Source organism: Cupriavidus sp. H19C3 (genome assembly GCF_049393815.1).
Classification (GTDB): Bacteria; Pseudomonadota; Gammaproteobacteria; order Burkholderiales; family Burkholderiaceae; genus Cupriavidus.
In genome coordinates this window covers 86,443-103,368 of sequence record NZ_CP184985.1, presented here as the reverse complement: position 1 = coordinate 103,368, position 16,926 = coordinate 86,443, and the positions used below count along the sequence as shown (strand labels likewise).

The window sequence follows — 16,926 nt, the reverse complement described above, 5'->3', positions numbered from 1 at the left end:
GCGCCCTTGTCGCCCTGTCGCCCTGTCGCACTTGTCGAGCTAGTGGATTCAACCGCGCCTGGCGCCCCCTTATCGTCCCTATCATCCCAATCACCCTACCCGCTCGCACCAGCCGCTGCATGGACCGCCCAACGTTTTCACGGAACCGTCATGACCACGAATGAAGCGCTGCACGCTGCCCCGTTCCAGGTGGCGGCCATCCAGACCGTGTCCGGCACCTCGCTCGACGCCAACCTTGCCCGCGCCGACGCGCTGATCGCCGAGGCCGCGGCCGGCGGTGCCGAACTGGTACTGCTGCCCGAGTATTTTTGCCTGATGGGCCGCGCCGACACCGACAAGGTGGCCATCCGCGAGGCGGACGGCGATGGCCCGATCCAGACCTTCCTGGCCGATGCCGCGCGTCGCCACCGTATCTGGCTGGTGGGCGGCACGCTGCCGCTGCAATGCGGCGACGATGGCCGCGTCTACAACACCTCGCTCGCCTTCGACCCGCGCGGGCAGCGCGTGGCGCGCTACGACAAGATCCACCTGTTCGGCTTTACGCGCGGCACCGAGGCCTATGACGAATCGCGCACGATCCTGGCCGGTCACGCGCCGGTCGCCTTCGACGCGCCATGCGGCCGTGTGGCCATGTCGGTCTGCTACGACCTGCGTTTTCCCGAGCTGTATCGCGGCCTCGCCGCCGGCGGCGGCACCAGCTTGATTCTGATGCCGGCCGCCTTCACCTACACCACCGGGCAGGCGCACTGGGAGATCCTGCTGCGAGCCCGCGCCATCGAGAACCAGTGTTACGTACTGGCCGCCGCGCAGGGCGGCAAGCACGAGAACGGCCGCCGCACCTGGGGCCATTCGATGCTGGTCGATCCGTGGGGCGACATGCTGGCCGTGCTGCCCGAGGGCGAAGGCGTGGTGCGCGGCACCATCGACCCGGCGCGGCTGGCGGAAGTGCGTCAGAACCTGCCAGCGTTGCGCCATCGGGTGCTGTAGGATGTCACCCATCGATACCCATACTCATGCGGTCGCGGGCCACCCGCGCCAGACACAAGGACGATCATGAACGCCGGCGAACTCGGAATCCGTAACCTGGCCACCGCCCAGCAGATCCTGCTGGCCCCGTACGGCCTCGACGAGGCCAAGCTGCAACGCGTACTGGCCGATATCTTCACGCACAAGGTCGACTACGCCGATCTCTACTTCCAGTACACGCGCAACGAGGCATGGAGCCTCGAGGAAGGCATCGTCAAGTCGGGCAGCTTCAGCATCGACCAGGGAGTGGGCGTGCGCGCCGTGTCGGGCGATCGTACGGCCTTTGCGTACTCCGACGACATCAGCCTGGCCGCGCTGTCCCAAGCGGCGGCGGCCACGCGCACCATCGGCAAGAGCGGCAGCGGCCGCGTCAAGGTCGCACGCGCGCTCAGTTCGCAGAGCGGTCGCAACCTGTACACGCCCAACGATCCGCTCGATTCGATGACCGCTACCGAGAAGGTGGCCCTGCTGGAGCGCGTCGAGAAGATGGCACGCGCCAAGGACCCGCGCGTGGTCCAGGTGATGGCCGGCCTGGCGGGCGAATACGACGTGGTGCTGGTGGCGCGCAGCGACGGCGTGATCGCCGCCGACGTGCGGCCGCTGGTGCGGGTCTCGGTGACCGTCATTGCCGAGCAGAACGGCCGCCGCGAAATCGGCTCGTCGGGCGGCGGCGGACGGTATGCCTATGGCTATTTCGCGGACGACCTGCTGAGCCAGTACGTCGACGAAGCGGTCAATTCGGCGCTGGTCAACCTGGAGGCACGCCCGGCTCCGGCCGGTGCGATGACCGTGGTGCTCGGCCCGGGCTGGCCCGGCGTGCTGTTGCACGAAGCGGTCGGCCACGGCCTGGAGGGCGACTTCAACCGCAAGGGTTCGTCGGCGTTTGCCGGCCGCATGGGCGAGCGCGTGGCGGCCAAGGGCGTCACCGTGGTGGACGATGGCACGCTGGCCAACCGCCGCGGTTCGCTGAACCTCGACGACGAAGGCAATCCGACCCAGTGCACCACGCTGATCGAGGACGGCATCCTGCGCGGCTATATCCAGGACACGCTCAATGCGCGCCTGATGAAGATGCCCGTGACCGGCAACGCGCGCCGCGAAAGCTATGCATCGCTGCCGATGCCGCGCATGACCAACACGTACATGCTCAACGGCGACCGCGACCCCGAAGAAATCATCGCAAGCGTCAAGCGCGGCCTGTACGCGGTCAACTTCGGCGGCGGCCAGGTCGATATCACCAACGGCAAGTTCGTGTTCTCGGCGAGCGAGGCCTACCTGATCGAGGACGGCAAGCTGACCGCGCCGGTCAAGGGGGCGACGCTGGTCGGTAACGGGCCGGAATCGCTCAAGGACGTGACCATGATCGGCAACGACATGCGACTCGACTCGGGCGTGGGCGTGTGCGGCAAGGAAGGCCAGAGCGTGCCGGTGGGGGTAGGCCAGCCGACGCTGCGCATCGAGAACATGACGGTGGGCGGCACGGCCTGAGGGATCGCCCGGGCGATGGGCAAGCGAGGGGCCCCGGCGACGGGGCTCGCTTGCCAACCACATCGAAAAGCGATATAAAGATGCTTCGTCGTGGCGGTCGCATAAACGGCGGCCGATAGTTTGACTAGCGGCACGCAATTTTATGCCTCGATCGCGAACGCCGCGATATAAAACGCACGCTTTCTACCGAAACCGACACAAGCTAGCCTTACCTGCACTGAACCCCGCTATATCCGATATATCCGCCATGTTCGCCAAGTTTTATTTTTACTTTTTTAGCGATCTCGCACCGCTGGCGGATGGAGAGGGACAGTTGTAAGCAGCCCGAAATTCTGAAAAAAGCCGCCAGCGACACTGGCGGCTTTTTTTATCCGCCGAAATTCCCGTGTCGCAGACAAACCCCACAATGCAGCCCAAACAAGACCCGGAGCCATCATGTTGAAGAACACCGACGACCTGCGTATTCGCGAACTCAAGGAACTGGTGCCGCCCGCGCACCTGATCCGCGAATTCGCCTTGTCGGAATCGGCGTCGGACGTGATCTTCCACGCCCGCCAGGCCATGCACCGCATCCTGCATGGCATGGATGACCGCCTGATCGTGATCATCGGCCCCTGCTCGATTCACGATACGCGTGCCGCGCTGGAATACGCGCGCCTGCTCAAGGAACAGCGCGAGCGCTACGCCAACGAGCTCGAGATCGTGATGCGCGTCTACTTCGAAAAGCCGCGCACGACGGTGGGATGGAAGGGCCTGATCAACGATCCTCACATGGATGGCAGCTTCAAGATCAACGATGGCCTGCGCACCGCGCGCGAGCTGCTGCTGAACATCGCCGAGATGGGCATGCCGACCGGCACCGAATATCTCGACATGATCAGCCCCCAGTACATCGCCGACCTGGTGAGCTGGGGCGCGATCGGCGCGCGCACCACGGAGTCGCAGGTGCACCGCGAACTGGCCTCGGGCCTGTCGTGCCCGGTCGGCTTCAAGAATGGCACGGACGGCAACGTCAAGATCGCGGTCGACGCGATCAAGGCCGCGTCGCAGCCGCACCATTTCCTGTCGGTGACCAAGGGCGGCCATTCGGCCATCGTGTCGACCTCGGGCAACGAGGACTGCCACATCATCCTGCGCGGCGGCAAGACGCCCAACTACGATGCCGCGAGCGTGCAGGAAGCCTGCGACGCGATCGCCAAGGCCGGCCTCGCGGCGCGCCTGATGATCGATGCCTCGCATGCCAACAGCAGCAAGAAGCACGAGAACCAGATTCCGGTGTGCGAGGACATCGGCCGCCAGATCGCGGGCGGCGACCAGCGCATCATCGGCGTCATGGTGGAGTCGCACCTCGTGGCCGGCCGTCAGGACCATGTCCAGGGCACGCCGGTGGAAAACCTGTGCTACGGGCAGTCGGTGACCGATGCCTGCATCGGCTGGGACGATTCGACGGCCGTGCTGGAAGGCCTGGCGAATGCGGTGAAGGCACGCCGCCTGGCCGGCGGCAGCGGCAACTGAAATGCGCCGGCCCCCGTGCAGGGGGCCGGTGACCGGCATGCGGGCAGCCCTGCCGTCGGGTTGCCGCGCTGGTTACTTCTTCAGGACGAGATCGCCGGGCAGCGATTCGATATACGCGGCGATGTCCTTCAACTCCTGGCGCGTGAACGGACGCGGCTTGCCGTCCTTGCCGGTGACCGCCGGATTGGCGTTGACCTGGCCGGCCATGATCGCGTTGGTGCGCCCCAGGATCAGGCTGCCGCTGGTCTGGTAAGCCAGCAGCGCGTGATAGAGGTAGTCGGCATGCTGGCCGGCGAGCTTGGGATAGTCCGGCGTGATCGGCTTGTTGAGGCCCGGGCCGTGGCAGGCCACGCAGCCGCCCTTCTCGACCAGCGCACGGCCGGCGGCGATGTCGGCGGCGTTGGCCGAAGCGGCGGCGCACAGCGCGAGCGCGGCGGCCACCGCCAGCGGGAACGACTTGGACGTGTTCGGCATCTTCATGATCTCGCGTCTCTCACTTCAGGGAGTTGTTCTTGGTATCGGCCGTCTGCTGCGAGTAATACGCAGCCACGTCGGCGATGTCCTGTTCGGTCAGGGAGGCGGCAATCCCGCGCATGGTCGGGTGCTTGCGGTCGCCCTTCTGATATCCCTTGAGCGCGTTCTCGATGTACTTGGCGCTCTGGCCGCCAAGCATGGGTACTTCGTATGTCTCCGGAAACGATGCACGGTAGCCGGGAATGCCATGGCAACCGATGCACATTGCAACCTTGTCTTTGGCGGCGTCCACATTGCCCTTGACTTCCTGGGCCTGCGCGACCGTTGCGGCCGCGCCCAACACCACCATCGTGAGGAGCTTATTCATTGTCTTTGGATGATTGGGGAAGTGTTAAACCATGCGTGACCCACCTGCCGCGTTGGAGTCCTCGGTCGGACCGGTCGGGCGGTGGACAGCTTCAGAGGGAGGGTGTGGGAAATCCGGCGGGCGTGTAAAGCCCTGAGTAGCCCTGAATAACCCTGATGGATTCGCTGGGCTCGCTGGGCTAGATCCTGCCGGTCAGACCGTAAGCAACCTGGCGTTCATGATGTGCCGCGGTGCTCAAACACCATTCTGCAACCATCTCGCGCGATCGCCGTGTCCCGGAGACTTCCGGGCATGAGGGAACCTTGACTTGGGGCGCGTCAAACCGCCGCATTGTACAGCAGCCGGCACGTGGCAGTCCAGTCAGGGTGGCGCCATTCGGACACGAATCCGAAACGCTCTTATACTGGCCCATTCCGTTGCGGATGGACTGTGGTATCGCCTCCGCGCTGCCGTTATTCACGCCATCTTCGTCGACGCCATCTTCTCGCCTCCAGGTTGCCTCATGTCCAATGCCAATCCGTCCCAGGCCCGCTTCGAGGGCAGTGATCAATATGTAGCCACCGACGACCTCAAGCTCGCCGTCAATGCCGCGCGCACGCTGGAGCGTCCGCTGCTGATCAAGGGCGAGCCGGGTACCGGCAAGACCATGCTGGCGGAGGAAGTGGCAGCGGCGCTCGGCATGCCGCTGTTGCAATGGCACATCAAGTCCACCACCAAGGCGCAACAGGGGCTGTACGAATACGACGCGGTGTCGCGCCTGCGCGACTCCCAGCTCGGCGACGACAAGGTTCACGACATCCGCAACTACATCGTCAAGGGCGTGCTGTGGCAGGCGTTCGAGGCCGACCAGCCGATGGTGCTGCTGATCGACGAGATCGACAAGGCCGATATCGAATTCCCCAACGACCTGCTGCGCGAACTCGACCGCATGGAGTTCTACGTCTACGAGACGCGCGAGCTGGTCAAGGCGCGCCATCGCCCGCTGGTGATCATCACCTCGAACAACGAGAAGGAACTGCCCGACGCGTTCCTGCGCCGCTGCTTCTTCCACTACATCAAGTTCCCCGATGCCGAGACCATGCAGCGCATCGTGGACGTGCACTACCCCGGCATCAAGCGCGAGCTGGTGGCGGCCGCGCTCGACGCGTTCTACGAGATGCGCAACCTGCCGGGCCTGAAGAAGAAGCCGTCGACCTCGGAACTGATCGACTGGCTCAAGCTGCTGATGGCCGAGGACATCCCGGCCGAAGCGCTGCGCAGTCCCGACCGCAAGGCCGCGATTCCGCCGTTGCACGGCGCGCTGCTGAAGAACGAGCAGGACGTGCACCTGTTCGAGCGCCTGGTGTTCATGAACCGCTCCAACCGCTGATCGCCATGACCCCTGCCAACGCCTTCGTCCAGCCGACCACGCTGGTCGGCCGCCACGCGACGCTGGAACCGCTCACGCCCGCGCACGCGGCGGGCCTGGCCGAGGCCGTCACCGACGGCGAGCTGTGGAAGCTGTGGTACACCAGCGTGCCGGCGCCCGACACCATGGAAGCCGAGATCAGGCGCCGCCTCGACCTGCAGGAAAAGGACCTGTGGCAGCCGTTCGCGGTGCGCTGCAATGCCAGCGGCGAGCTGGTAGGCATGACCAATTTCATGAATATCGATGCGGCCAACCGGCGCGTCGAGATCGGCTCCACCTGGTACGCGAGGCGCGTGCAGCGCGGCCCGCTCAATACCGAATGCAAGCTCATGCTGCTGAGCTATGCGTTCGACAAGCGCCACTGCATCGCGGTGGAATTCCGCACGCACTGGATGAACCACCAGAGCCGCACCGCGATCGCGCGCCTCGGCGCCAAGCAGGACGGCGTGCTGCGCAGCCACCAGCGCCTGCCCGACGGCTCGCTGCGCGACACCGTGGTGTTCTCGATCATCGCCAGCGAATGGCCGATGGTGCGCTCGCACCTGCAGTTCCAGCTCGCGCGTCCGCGCTGACGGGGCGCAACCCGGGAGGCCACGATGCTGATCGACTTCTTCTTCTCGCTGCGGCACGCGAAGCTGCCGGTCTCGGTCAAGGAATACCTGACCATGCTGGAAGCGCTGCGCGCACAGGTCATCTCGCCGTCGATCGACGAGTTCTACTATCTGGCGCGCATGACGCTGGTCAAGGACGAGAAGCACTTCGACAAGTTCGACCAGACTTTTGCGGCGTACTTCAAGGGCGTGGAGAACCTGGTCGACTGGAAGAGCGATATTCCGCTCGACTGGCTGCAGAAGACCCTGGAGCGCGAGCTCTCGCCCGAGGAGAAGGCCAGGATCGAGGCCATGGGCGGGCTCGACAAGCTGATGGAGCGCCTGCGCCAGCTGCTCGACGAGCAGAAGGAAAAGCACGAGGGCGGCAACAAGTGGATCGGCACCGGCGGCACCTCGCCGTTCGGCCATGGCGGCTACAACCCCGAGGGCATCCGCATCGGCGGGCCGTCCAAGGGCAACCGCACCGCGATCAAGGTGTGGGAGGCGCGCGCATACAAGGACTACGACGACCAGGTGGAACTGGGCACGCGCAATATCAAGGTGGCGCTGCGGCGCCTGCGGCGGTTTGCGCGCGAAGGCGCCGATACCGAGCTCGACCTCGACGACACCATCCACTCCACCGCGGCCAACGCCGGCCTGCTCGATATCAAGCTGCGGCCCGAACGCCATAACAAGGTCAAGGTGCTGATGCTGATGGATGTGGGCGGCTCGATGGACGACCACATCAGGCGCGTGGAGGAACTGTTCTCGGCGACCAAGACCGAGTTCAAGCACCTCGAGTACTACTACTTCCACAACTGCGTGTACGACTACGTGTGGAAGAACAACCGCCGCCGCCACGCGGAAAAGATCGCGACCTGGGACCTGATCCACAAGTACACGCCCGACTACAAGGTCATCTTCGTCGGCGACGCGACCATGAGTCCGTACGAGATCCTGCAACCCGGCGGCTCGGTCGAATACAACAACCCGGAGGCGGGCGCGGTCTGGCTCAACCGGCTGATCGAGCAGTTTCCGCATTTCGTCTGGCTCAACCCCGAGCCGGAAGGGCTGTGGCAGTACCGGCAGTCGATCACGGTGATCAGCCAGATCATGAAGTCGCGCATGTATCCGGTGACGATCGCGGGGCTGGAGCAGGCGATGAAGGTGTTGTCGAAGTAGGCCGCGGGTCAATCCTCCGCGACCACGTCCACACCCTCCATCAGCCACGCGCGGAACGTCTGCAGCGCGGGCATATGAGCCTTCTGCTCGGGATAGCACAGGTAATAGGCCTTGCGCGCCGGCACGCGCGCGGGGTGGGCGATCACCAGCGCGCCGGTGGCCAGCTCCTCCTCGATCAGGCAGCGCGGGATCAGCGCGATGCCGAGCCCCGACACCGCGGCCTGCGTGAGCAGCGAGAACTGGTCGAAGCGCGCGCCGCTCCATGCCTGCCGGGCCGAGACGCCCAACGCTGACAGCCAGTCCGGCCAGGCCTCGGGCACGGTCGTATGGTGCAGCAGCGGGTAGCGCAACAGGGCCTCGGGCGCCTGCGCCATGCCGCCGGGCTCGGCCGCGAGCAGGCCCGGGCGGCAGACCGGCACCACCTCGCGTCCGGTCATATAGTCGGCCAGGCTGCCCGGCCATACCCCGTCGCCAAAGCGGATCGCCGCATCGAGATCGGGCTCGGAGAAGTCGTAGCCCTGCGCATGCGGCACGAATTCGAGCGTCACTTCCGGATGGCGCGCAAAGAACTGCGGCAGGCGTGGGATCAGCCATTTGGCGCCGAGCGTCGGCATGCTCGCCACATGGAGAATGCCGCCGCGCCCCTTGCGTGCGATCAGCTCCACGCTGGCGGCCTCGATATCGTTGAGGCTCGGGCGGATCCGCTCAAGATAGCGCGCGCCCGCGCTGGTCAGCAGCAGGCGCTGGCGCACCCGCTCGAACAGTTCCACGCCGAGAAACGCCTCCAGGCTGCGCACCTGCTTGCTGACCGCGCCCTGCGTGACGTGGAGTTCGCGCGCGGCCAGCGTAAAGCTGTTATGCCGCGCGGCCGCCTCAAACGCCTGAAGCTCGGTCATCGACGGACATAAGCGCCTCATAAATCACCTTTATTTCCCGAATCCTTGCGCACGAGTGCAATACCATTTGGAATGACCGTGCGATTTTAAATCGTTTGCATGCCTTGCGTGGCGGGCTCAGAATTGCCTGCAAACGCAGACATTGCGCTTTCCCTCCCCCACTTACGGAATCGTTCCCATGCAACGCCGTCACCTGATCCGCGCCCTCGCCGCCGCCACCGCCCTGTCCGCCGGCTTCGCCGTGCCTGCCTTCGCGCAAGGCAGCTACCCGACCAAGCCGATCTCGCTCGTCGTGCCGTTCCCGGCCGGCGGCACCACCGATATCGTCGCGCGCGTGGTCGCCGATCGTCTCGGCCAGGAACTGGGCCAGCCGGTGGTCGTGGACAACCGTGGCGGCGCCGGCGGCAGCATCGGCACCGCGTACCTGGCCAAGGCCGCGCCGGACGGCTACACGCTCGGCGTCGCCACCGCCTCGACGCATGGCATCAACCCGGCCGTGTATCCGAAGCTGCCGTATGACGCCACCAAGGACTTCACCCCCATCACCAACCTGGCCTCGGTGCCGAACGTGATGAGCGTGAACCCGGCGGTCAAGGTCGCCGACATGAAGGCCTTTATCGCGCTCGCCAAGTCGGAGCCGAACAAGATCGCCTACGGTTCCGCCGGTAACGGCAGCGTCTCGCACATGATGGGCGAACTGTTCAAGATGAGCAGCAAGACCGAACTGCTGCACGTGCCGTACAAGGGTGTGGGCCCGGCGCTCAACGACGCGCTGGCCGGCCAGGTGCAGGTGCTGTTCGACAACCTGCCGTCGTCGCTGCAGTTCATCAAGTCCGGCAAGCTGCATGCGCTCGCCGTGGCCGCGCCCAAGCGCGTGCCGGCGCTGCCCAATGTGCCGACCTTCGCCGAACTGGGCCTGCCCGAAGTCAACGATTCCGCATGGTTCGGCCTGATCGGCCCCGCGAAGCTGCCGGCCGACATCCAGGCCAAGGTGCATGACGCCGCGGTGAAGGTGCTGGCTCAGCCCGAAGTGCGCAAGAAGCTCGAGGAACTGGGCGCCACGCCGGTCGGCGATACGCCTGCCCATTTTGGCGCGCAGATCACCAGCGAAGTGGCCAAGAACAAGCGCGTGGCCGCAGCCGCCAAGATCTCCCTGGACTGAAGCCCCGCATCATGACAGATACCGTCCGAACGGGCGCCGCCGCGCCGCAGGCCTCTGCGCCGTACTTCCTGCAGATGCCCGCGGGTGCGTGCGGCCCGCTGTTCCTCGATTCGCCGCATAGCTGCACGGTCTACCCGGCCGACTTCGGCCATGCCGCGAGCCTGCCGTTGCCGCTGCTGCGGCAGGCCGAGGACACCTTCGTCGACGAGCTCTACGCCGATGCGCCGGCGCGCGGCATTCCGCTGCTGTGCGCGGGCTTTCCGCGCAGCTACCTCGATGCCAACCGTGGCCTCGAGGAAATCGACGAGATGCTGCTCGACGCCCCGTGGCCCGAGCCGCTGCAGGTCACCTCGAAGACGCGCCTGGGCAAGGGCCTGGTCTGGCGCGTGCTCGATACCGGCGAAGCGCTCTACGATCGCAAGCTGCCGGTGGCCGAGGTGCAGGCCCGCATCCAGCGCTACTACCTGCCCTACTACGCGCAGTTGCAGAAGCTCGCCGAGCGCGCGCTCGCGCAGCACGGCCGCGTGTGGCATATCAACTGCCATTCGATGCCGAGCCAGGCCGCGCGCTTTGCCACCGAGCATCCGGGCATCGAGCATCCGGACTTCGTGGTGGGCGACCGCGACGGCACCACCTGCGACAAGCGATTTACCGATCGTGTCGAGGGCGTGCTCAAGGAGATGGGCTACGAGGTGTGGCGCAATCACCCGTACAAGGGTGTCGAGATCGTGCGCGTGCTGGGCCAGCCCCAGGCCAACCGTCACAGCCTGCAACTCGAAGTCAACCGCAAGCTCTACATGGATGAAACCGCGCTGACCCATGGCCCGGGCTTCTCCAAGCTGCAGCGCGATCTCAACGCGCTGATGGACGACCTGCTGCGCTTCACCCGCGACGCTTAGTGCGTGTCACGCGCGCGGTACGTGCCGCGCGCGCCTGTCCCGGTTGGGTCCCGCGACCGCGACCACCGCTGTTGCATTGCCCCGCGGCGCCCGGCGATCCGTCTCGCCGGCGCGTCACGGGGTTCCCCCGGTCTTGCGCCATCCCTGCGCTGTCTGTTATCGCCGCACGACGCCATCGGCGTTTGCGGGTAAGCGCGCCGCTACTCCCCTTCGCTGATTGACCGCCGTTGCCGGAGGCTTGCGGGGTCTTTACGCGCCTTTGAACGAAGGGTAACAACATTTACGAACTTTCCGGCGAAGGCATCCTCTATCATGGCAATCCTTCGCCAATCCTTTTGCCAATCCCTTTGCTGATCCAGCAAGACGATTCCGTGATCCGACATCTCACCCACCTGCTTGGTACCCGGCTCCGCATGCTGAGTGCCGCAGTGGCCGGGGCCATCGCGCTGGCCGGATGCGCCACCACGCCGGCGGACCAGCCCGATGCCACCGCACAGCCGGCCGCTGCCGCATCGCCCGCCACGCCCGCCGCCAATGCTCCCGCCGGTACCGCGCCCGCCGCCCCGAACGCTGCCGGCAAGGCCCCCGCCACTGCCCGCCCCCCCACCAAGACCGTCACCCTGCCCGAAAAAGGCCGCGTCAGCCTGGCCGAGTACCGCGCGCAGATGCGCGAACAACTGATGAAGAGCGACAACGCGGCGCCCGAAGTGGCCGATTGCGCGGCGCATGCGAGCTGGGTGGTGCCACGTTCGCCGATCTTTGATGCACTGAAGATTCCGACCGGCGCGCTGGCGAACGGCGCCGCCACGGTGGAGCCGTGGAGCGGCCGCTTCTCGCGCGGCAAGCAGGCCGTGCCCGTGACCTCGGTGGTCACCTTCACCGCGAGCGCGCACCGGCGCCAGGGCGAAGCCCAATGGCAACCGGTCAAGGTGCGTTGCGGTTACGACGACGGCATGATGCTGGCCTACGAACTGCTCGACAGCGACGGCGACACCATCAGCGAGCCGCCCGCGGCCCCGGCGGTAGCCACCGGTCATGGCCGGAGCAAGGCCAAGGGCAAGGGCAGCGCCAAGTCGACCTCCAGGGCTTCGTCGTCCAAGGCTGCATCGTCGAAGTCGACCGCCTCGAAGACGTCGACCAAGACCACCAGCAAAAAGAAGCACTGAGCGCGGCGCCGCGCGGCGTCAGCCCAGGAACGTGTGGATGGCCTGCAGCATCGACGTTCCCAGCAGCGCGCTGCGCGCGCCGTTCCAGCCGCGCTCCGCATCGGGCAGGTCGGCGTTGTCCTTGAACGGCATCTCCAGCGTCAGCGCGAGGCAGCCGAACGTATGGCCGATGTACTTGGAGGCCAGCTTGAGCGCATCGGCGTTGTACTTGCTGGCGGCGTAGCCGTGCACGTCCTGAAAATCGGGCGAGGCGCGCTTGAAGGCCTCGATAAAGCGGCTCTGCTGTTCGCGCTGGGCCTCGGTAAAGCTGGGCAGCATCTCGCTGCCGGCCACGAAGTTGTACGGCAGTGCCTCGTCGCCGTGGATATCGAAGAACAGATCGACGCCGGTCTGCTCGATCGCGCGGCGCACATGCCAGACCTCGGGACTGGTCTCCAGCGATGGCGTCATCCATTCGCGGTTGAGGTTGGCGCCCGCGGCGTTGGTGCGCAGGTTGCCGCGCGCCGAGCCATCGGGGTTCATGTTCGGCACGATATGGAATACCGCGCGCTCCAGCAGCACGCGCGCCACGGGATCGCCGGCCCACATGCCGGTACCGGTCAGGCGCTGCAGCACGCCCTCGCAGAACCATTCGGCCATGCTTTCGCCCGGATGCTGACGCGCGATCATCCACACCGTCTTCTTGCCCGGACCCGGCTGGCCTACCGTCACGCAGGTCAGGTCGCGCCCATCCACCGTGCTGCCGAGGTGCGACAGCCGCGCCAGCGGCGAGCGCTGGCAGGTGGCCACCAGCGCCAGGTGGCGCTCTTCCGCATAGGGCTCGAAATACGCGAACCAGATGCTGTCGTGCGCGGGCGTGCATTCGACCGTCATGGTGCTGCCGTCGTAGCGCGTGGGCACGCGGAACCAGTTGACGCGGTCATACGAGGCCACCGCGCGGTAGTCGCGCCAGCCGTCCGGATACGTGCATTCGCCCGCGTTGAGAAAACGCAGCGTGCAGGCCTGCCCCTGCGCGCCCTGCAGGCGGAAATGAAACCACTGGCGGAAGTCGGCGTGCGAGTCGGCGCGGATGCGCAGGCGAATATCGTCGGCGCGGTCGAGCGACTCGACCTCGATGGCGCCCGAATCGAACGACGAGGAAATATGCAGGGCTGGCGTCATCGGCGGTTGGCTCTTCGGCGTTGCGGTCATCGGCGGTTGGTTCTTCGGCGTTTGCGTCATAGCGGCGAGCTCCATCAGTCTTCCAGGCGGCGGCGGAACACCCAGCGGTCGTCGCTGGAAGCGGCCTTGTCGAACGCATAGCCGTCCTCGGCAAAACGCCGCAGGCGGGCCGGCTCGGTCACGCGGTGCGTCACCGCATAGCGGGCCATGGTGCCGCGCGCACGCTTGGCATGGAAGGAAATGATCTTGTAGCGGCCGCCCTTCCAGTCCTCGAACACGGGCGTGATCACGCGCGCATTGAGCACCTTGGGCCGGACCACCTTGAAATACTCTTCGGAGGCGAGGTTGATCAGCGTGGCCGGGCCCTCGTGCCTGAGGTCGGCCAGGTCCTTGTTCAGCAACTTCGTGACGTCGTCGCCCCAGAACGCATAGAGGTCCTTGCCGGCCGCGGTATCGAGGCGGGTGCCCATCTCGAGCCGGTACGGCTGCATCCAGTCCATCGGGCGCAGCACGCCATACAGGCCGGACAGGATGCGCACGTGCTTCTGCGTAAAGGCGAGGTCGTCGGTGCTGAGGGTCCTGGCGTCGAGACCATCGTACACGTCGCCATTGAAGGCCAGCACGGCCTGCTTGCTGTTGGCCGCACTGAATTCGGGCGACCAGTCCGCATAGCGCGTGGCATTGAGCACCGCGAGCTTGTCGGAAATGTCCATCAGAGACGCAATGTCCCGCGGCGCCAGGCGGCGCAGGCGCTCGATCAGCGCGGTCGACCGCTCGATAAAGCGCGGCAGCGTGTGGGTCTTGATGGGGGCGGGCGTCTCGTAGTCCAGGGACTTGGCGGGAGACAGGACGATGAGCATGGCAAAATCGCGGGCAGAAGCAAAATCCCGATTGTAGCGAATGCCCATCGATCCCATCGCCGACCCCGCCCACGCCGTGCTGGCTGCCCTACCCGCCGCTCGACCCGAGGCGCACCCGGACGTCCTGCCGGACGCCCCCACGGATGCCCCCATCGATGCCGCAACTGACGCCTCCACCAGGGCCCCAACCAAAGCCGCACCCAAAGCCGCAAGCGAGGCTCCAGGCGGGACCGTACCCGCCGCCGTGCCGCGCGTGGTGCTCGATTCCAATATCTGGGTCGACCTGCTCGTGTTTCGCGATCCCCACGTGGAGCCGATCCGCGCCGCGCTGGCGGCCGGCACCATCGCGCCGGTGATCCGCGCCGATTGCCGCGAGGAATTGCGCCGCGTGCTGGCCTATCCGCAGTTTGCGCGCTTTGCGGTGGATATCGGCGCGGCGCTGGCCGAGGTGGACCGCGTGAGCACACTGGTGGCGGCGCCGCTGCGGGGGGCGAGCGCGGGTGAGAGCGCGGATGGGAGCGCGGGTGAGAGCGCGGGTGAGAGCGCCGACGGCATCCGCCTGCCGCGTTGCCGCGACACCGACGACCAGAAGTTTATCGAGCTCGCGCACGACGCGCGTGCGGCGCTGCTGGTGTCCAAGGACAAGGCCGTACTCAAGCTCAGGAGCCGCCTGCGCCGCACCAGCGGCGTCGACATCCTGCCGCCGCGGGCCTTCGGCGCGTGGCTGGCCGCGTGGCAGCCGCAGCGATCCCCGCTAGAATGACGCACGCGCCCGCACCGGCGCCAGCCTGAGCCGGCCGGTCCGACCGCCGGCAGCACGCTGGACCTGGCGGGCGCGACAGGCAGCCCGTGTGGCCCCGACGACGGCCGTCGTCCTTCCCTTTTTTCCGGAACGTCCATGGATTCCCAACTCGCCCCGCTCACGCCCCCGCTGTCCCGCCTGCCGAAGGTCGGCACCACCATCTTCACCGTGATGTCCGCGCTGGCCACCGAGAAGAACGCGGTCAACCTGGGCCAGGGCTTTCCGGATTTCGATTGCGACCCGCGCATCGTCGACGCGGTGGCCGAGGCCATGCGCGCGGGCCACAACCAGTATCCGCCCATGGCGGGCATTCCGCGCCTGCGCCAGGCCATCGCCGACAAGATCGCCGCGCAGTATGGCCATCGCTACGACTGGAACAGCGAGATCACGATCACGGCCGGCGCCACCCAGGGCATCCTGACCTCGATCCTGTGCGCCGTGCATCCGGGCGACGAGGTCATCGTGCTCGAACCGTGCTACGACAGCTACCTGCCCGCGATCGAACTGGCCGGCGGCACGGCGGTGCCGGTCGCGCTCGATGCGCCCGCGTTCCGCATTCCGTTCGACCGCCTCGCCGCGGCCATCACGCCGCGCACGCGCATGATCATGATCAACACGCCGCACAATCCCACGGGGACGATCTGGCGTGCCGAAGACATGCAGCAACTGGCCGACCTGCTGGCCGGCACCGACATCCTGCTGCTGTCGGACGAGGTCTACGAGCATATGGTCTACGACGGCCAGCGCCACGAATCGGTGTCGCGCCATCCCGAGCTGGCGCGCCGCAGCTTCGTGGTGTCGAGCTTCGGCAAGACCTACCACGTCACCGGCTGGAAGGTCGGCTACGTGGCCGCGCCGGCGGCGCTCGCGGCCGAATTCCGCAAGGTCCATCAGTTCAACGTCTTCACCGTGAATACGCCGATGCAGCACGGGCTGGCCGAGTACATGACGGACCCGCGCCCTTACCTGGAGCTGTCCGCGTTCTACCAGGCCAAGCGCGACTTCTTCCGCACCGGCCTGGCCACCACGCGCTTCAAGCTGCTGCCGTCCGACGGCACCTACTTCCAGTGCGTCGATTATTCGGCCATCTCGGATATGAGCGAGGCCGATTTCGCCATGTGGCTCACGCGCGAGATCGGCGTGGCGGCGATCCCGGTCTCGGCTTTCTATTCGCAGCCGCGCGAATCGGGCGTGGTGCGCTTCTGCTTTGCCAAGAAGGAAGAGACGCTGGCCCTCGCGCTCGAGCGACTGGCGCGGATCTGAGCGGCCTTACCTGTTGCGGTTCATCATCAGCTCGACATTGGCCTTGCGATCGGCGTTGACCTTCTGCACGCTCGGCCGCTCGCTCATGCGCTTGAGGTACTCCTTGACCGGCAGTCCGGGCGCCAGTTCGACCAGCAGGTCGCGGCCATAGATGATCTTGGTCGCCGACGACACCAGCGGCAGGTGGCAGATCGCCGCGCAGTCCGCGAGCGTGAAGGTGTCGCCGGCGATATACGGCGAAAACTTCGCGAGCGTGGCAAAGCCGGGAATATAGCGCTCCAGCAGCCGCAGCTGGCGCGCCTTGACGTTGTCGCTGACCTTGCCGCCGAAAAACGCTTCCGGATACAACTCGCGCACGGTGAGTTCCAGATACAGCTCCATGTACGACACCAGCTCGCGCACCTTGCCGGCCTGGTACGGATCGGCGGGCAGCAGCGGACGTTGCGGATAGGTGGCCTCGATATATTCGGCCAGCGTTTCCGACTCGCACAGCGGTCCGGAATCGGTGATCATGTACGGCACCTTGCCGCCCGGCGACGCGGCCGCATCGGTCTCGCCCATCCATGCCAGCGTTTCCTCGAACGGCAGGTTCTTTTCCAGCAGCGCCAGCTTGACCTTGTTGTAGTAGTTGCTGGCAGCGAATCCGCATAGCTTGATCATATGTCTC

17 protein-coding genes are annotated in these 16,926 nt (G+C 66.2%); 11 read left to right on the top strand and 6 right to left on the bottom strand.

Annotated elements, in window-relative coordinates:
- The first annotated feature begins 150 nt into the window (after nucleotides 1–150).
- The 3 genes from DFLDMN_RS00460 to aroG all read left to right on the top strand — a co-directional run bounded on the left by DFLDMN_RS00460 (nucleotide 151) and on the right by aroG (nucleotide 4,029).
- Entirely contained in the window at nucleotides 151–987 is an 837-nt protein-coding gene (locus DFLDMN_RS00460) for a carbon-nitrogen hydrolase family protein (protein ID WP_423196576.1), read from the top strand.
- Nucleotides 988–1,053: 66 nt separating this feature from the next.
- The gene (gene tldD, locus DFLDMN_RS00455; protein ID WP_423196575.1) at nucleotides 1,054–2,514 is read left to right on the top strand and encodes a metalloprotease TldD; all 1,461 of its coding nucleotides are present in this window, start codon (nucleotides 1,054–1,056) and stop codon (nucleotides 2,512–2,514) included.
- A gap of 435 nt (nucleotides 2,515–2,949) precedes the next feature.
- Complete coding sequence (gene aroG / locus DFLDMN_RS00450) at nucleotides 2,950–4,029, top strand: 3-deoxy-7-phosphoheptulonate synthase AroG (RefSeq protein WP_423196574.1); 1,080 nt, start codon at nucleotides 2,950–2,952, stop codon at nucleotides 4,027–4,029.
- Between the two features lie 72 nt (nucleotides 4,030–4,101).
- On the opposite strand, the gene DFLDMN_RS00445 is transcribed toward aroG, so the two are convergent.
- Nucleotides 4,102–4,503 (bottom strand): c-type cytochrome, encoded by a 402-nt coding sequence (locus DFLDMN_RS00445; protein ID WP_423198493.1) that lies wholly within the window; start codon nucleotides 4,501–4,503, stop codon nucleotides 4,102–4,104.
- 19 nt (nucleotides 4,504–4,522) lie between these two features.
- A complete protein-coding gene (locus tag DFLDMN_RS00440) occupies nucleotides 4,523–4,870 on the bottom strand; it encodes a c-type cytochrome (protein ID WP_423196573.1) in 348 nt (115 codons plus the stop codon).
- A gap of 502 nt (nucleotides 4,871–5,372) precedes the next feature.
- Here DFLDMN_RS00440 and DFLDMN_RS00435 point away from each other — a divergent pair.
- The 3 genes from DFLDMN_RS00435 to DFLDMN_RS00425 are packed head-to-tail and all read left to right on the top strand — an operon-like array spanning nucleotide 5,373 to nucleotide 8,050.
- The gene (locus DFLDMN_RS00435; RefSeq protein WP_423196572.1) at nucleotides 5,373–6,239 is read left to right on the top strand and encodes an AAA family ATPase; all 867 of its coding nucleotides are present in this window, start codon (nucleotides 5,373–5,375) and stop codon (nucleotides 6,237–6,239) included.
- A gap of 5 nt (nucleotides 6,240–6,244) precedes the next feature.
- Nucleotides 6,245–6,850 carry a GNAT family N-acetyltransferase gene (locus DFLDMN_RS00430; protein ID WP_423196571.1) on the top strand — a complete coding sequence of 202 codons (606 nt, stop codon included), beginning with the start codon at nucleotides 6,245–6,247 and terminating at the stop codon, nucleotides 6,848–6,850.
- Nucleotides 6,851–6,874: 24 nt separating this feature from the next.
- Nucleotides 6,875–8,050, top strand: coding sequence for a vWA domain-containing protein (locus DFLDMN_RS00425; protein WP_423196570.1), 1,176 nt, complete (start codon nucleotides 6,875–6,877; stop codon nucleotides 8,048–8,050).
- 8 nt (nucleotides 8,051–8,058) lie between these two features.
- Here DFLDMN_RS00425 and DFLDMN_RS00420 read toward each other — a convergent pair whose 3' ends face one another.
- Nucleotides 8,059–8,967, bottom strand: a complete 909-nt coding sequence (locus DFLDMN_RS00420) for a LysR family transcriptional regulator (protein WP_423196569.1) — start codon at nucleotides 8,965–8,967, stop codon at nucleotides 8,059–8,061.
- Nucleotides 8,968–9,124: 157 nt separating this feature from the next.
- On the opposite strand from DFLDMN_RS00420, the gene DFLDMN_RS00415 reads away from it, so the two are divergent.
- From DFLDMN_RS00415 to DFLDMN_RS00405, 3 genes are all read left to right on the top strand, one after another.
- A complete protein-coding gene (locus DFLDMN_RS00415) occupies nucleotides 9,125–10,108 on the top strand; it encodes a tripartite tricarboxylate transporter substrate binding protein BugE (protein ID WP_423196568.1) in 984 nt (327 codons plus the stop codon).
- Between the two features lie 11 nt (nucleotides 10,109–10,119).
- Complete coding sequence (locus DFLDMN_RS00410) at nucleotides 10,120–11,007, top strand: N-formylglutamate amidohydrolase (RefSeq protein WP_423196567.1); 888 nt, start codon at nucleotides 10,120–10,122, stop codon at nucleotides 11,005–11,007.
- 371 nt (nucleotides 11,008–11,378) lie between these two features.
- On the top strand, nucleotides 11,379–12,173 hold the full coding sequence (locus tag DFLDMN_RS00405; protein WP_423196566.1) for a BspC domain-containing protein: 795 nt from the start codon (nucleotides 11,379–11,381) through the stop codon (nucleotides 12,171–12,173).
- Between the two features lie 18 nt (nucleotides 12,174–12,191).
- Here DFLDMN_RS00405 and DFLDMN_RS00400 read toward each other — a convergent pair whose 3' ends face one another.
- Together DFLDMN_RS00400 and yaaA are read right to left on the bottom strand one after the other, a co-directional pair.
- Nucleotides 12,192–13,334 carry a M14 family metallopeptidase gene (locus DFLDMN_RS00400; protein WP_423198492.1) on the bottom strand — a complete coding sequence of 381 codons (1,143 nt, stop codon included), beginning with the start codon at nucleotides 13,332–13,334 and terminating at the stop codon, nucleotides 12,192–12,194.
- A gap of 74 nt (nucleotides 13,335–13,408) precedes the next feature.
- Entirely contained in the window at nucleotides 13,409–14,194 is a 786-nt protein-coding gene (gene yaaA / locus DFLDMN_RS00395; protein ID WP_423196565.1) for a peroxide stress protein YaaA, read from the bottom strand.
- A gap of 244 nt (nucleotides 14,195–14,438) precedes the next feature.
- Between yaaA and DFLDMN_RS00390 the strand changes: the two genes are divergently transcribed.
- A complete protein-coding gene (locus DFLDMN_RS00390) occupies nucleotides 14,439–14,957 on the top strand; it encodes a PIN domain-containing protein (protein ID WP_423198491.1) in 519 nt (172 codons plus the stop codon).
- Between the two features lie 135 nt (nucleotides 14,958–15,092).
- On the top strand, nucleotides 15,093–16,259 hold the full coding sequence (locus DFLDMN_RS00385; protein ID WP_423196564.1) for a pyridoxal phosphate-dependent aminotransferase: 1,167 nt from the start codon (nucleotides 15,093–15,095) through the stop codon (nucleotides 16,257–16,259).
- A gap of 6 nt (nucleotides 16,260–16,265) precedes the next feature.
- On the opposite strand, the gene DFLDMN_RS00380 is transcribed toward DFLDMN_RS00385, so the two are convergent.
- The gene (locus DFLDMN_RS00380; RefSeq protein WP_423196563.1) at nucleotides 16,266–16,919 is read right to left on the bottom strand and encodes a glutathione S-transferase; all 654 of its coding nucleotides are present in this window, start codon (nucleotides 16,917–16,919) and stop codon (nucleotides 16,266–16,268) included.
- Between the last annotated feature and the right edge of the window lie 7 nt (nucleotides 16,920–16,926).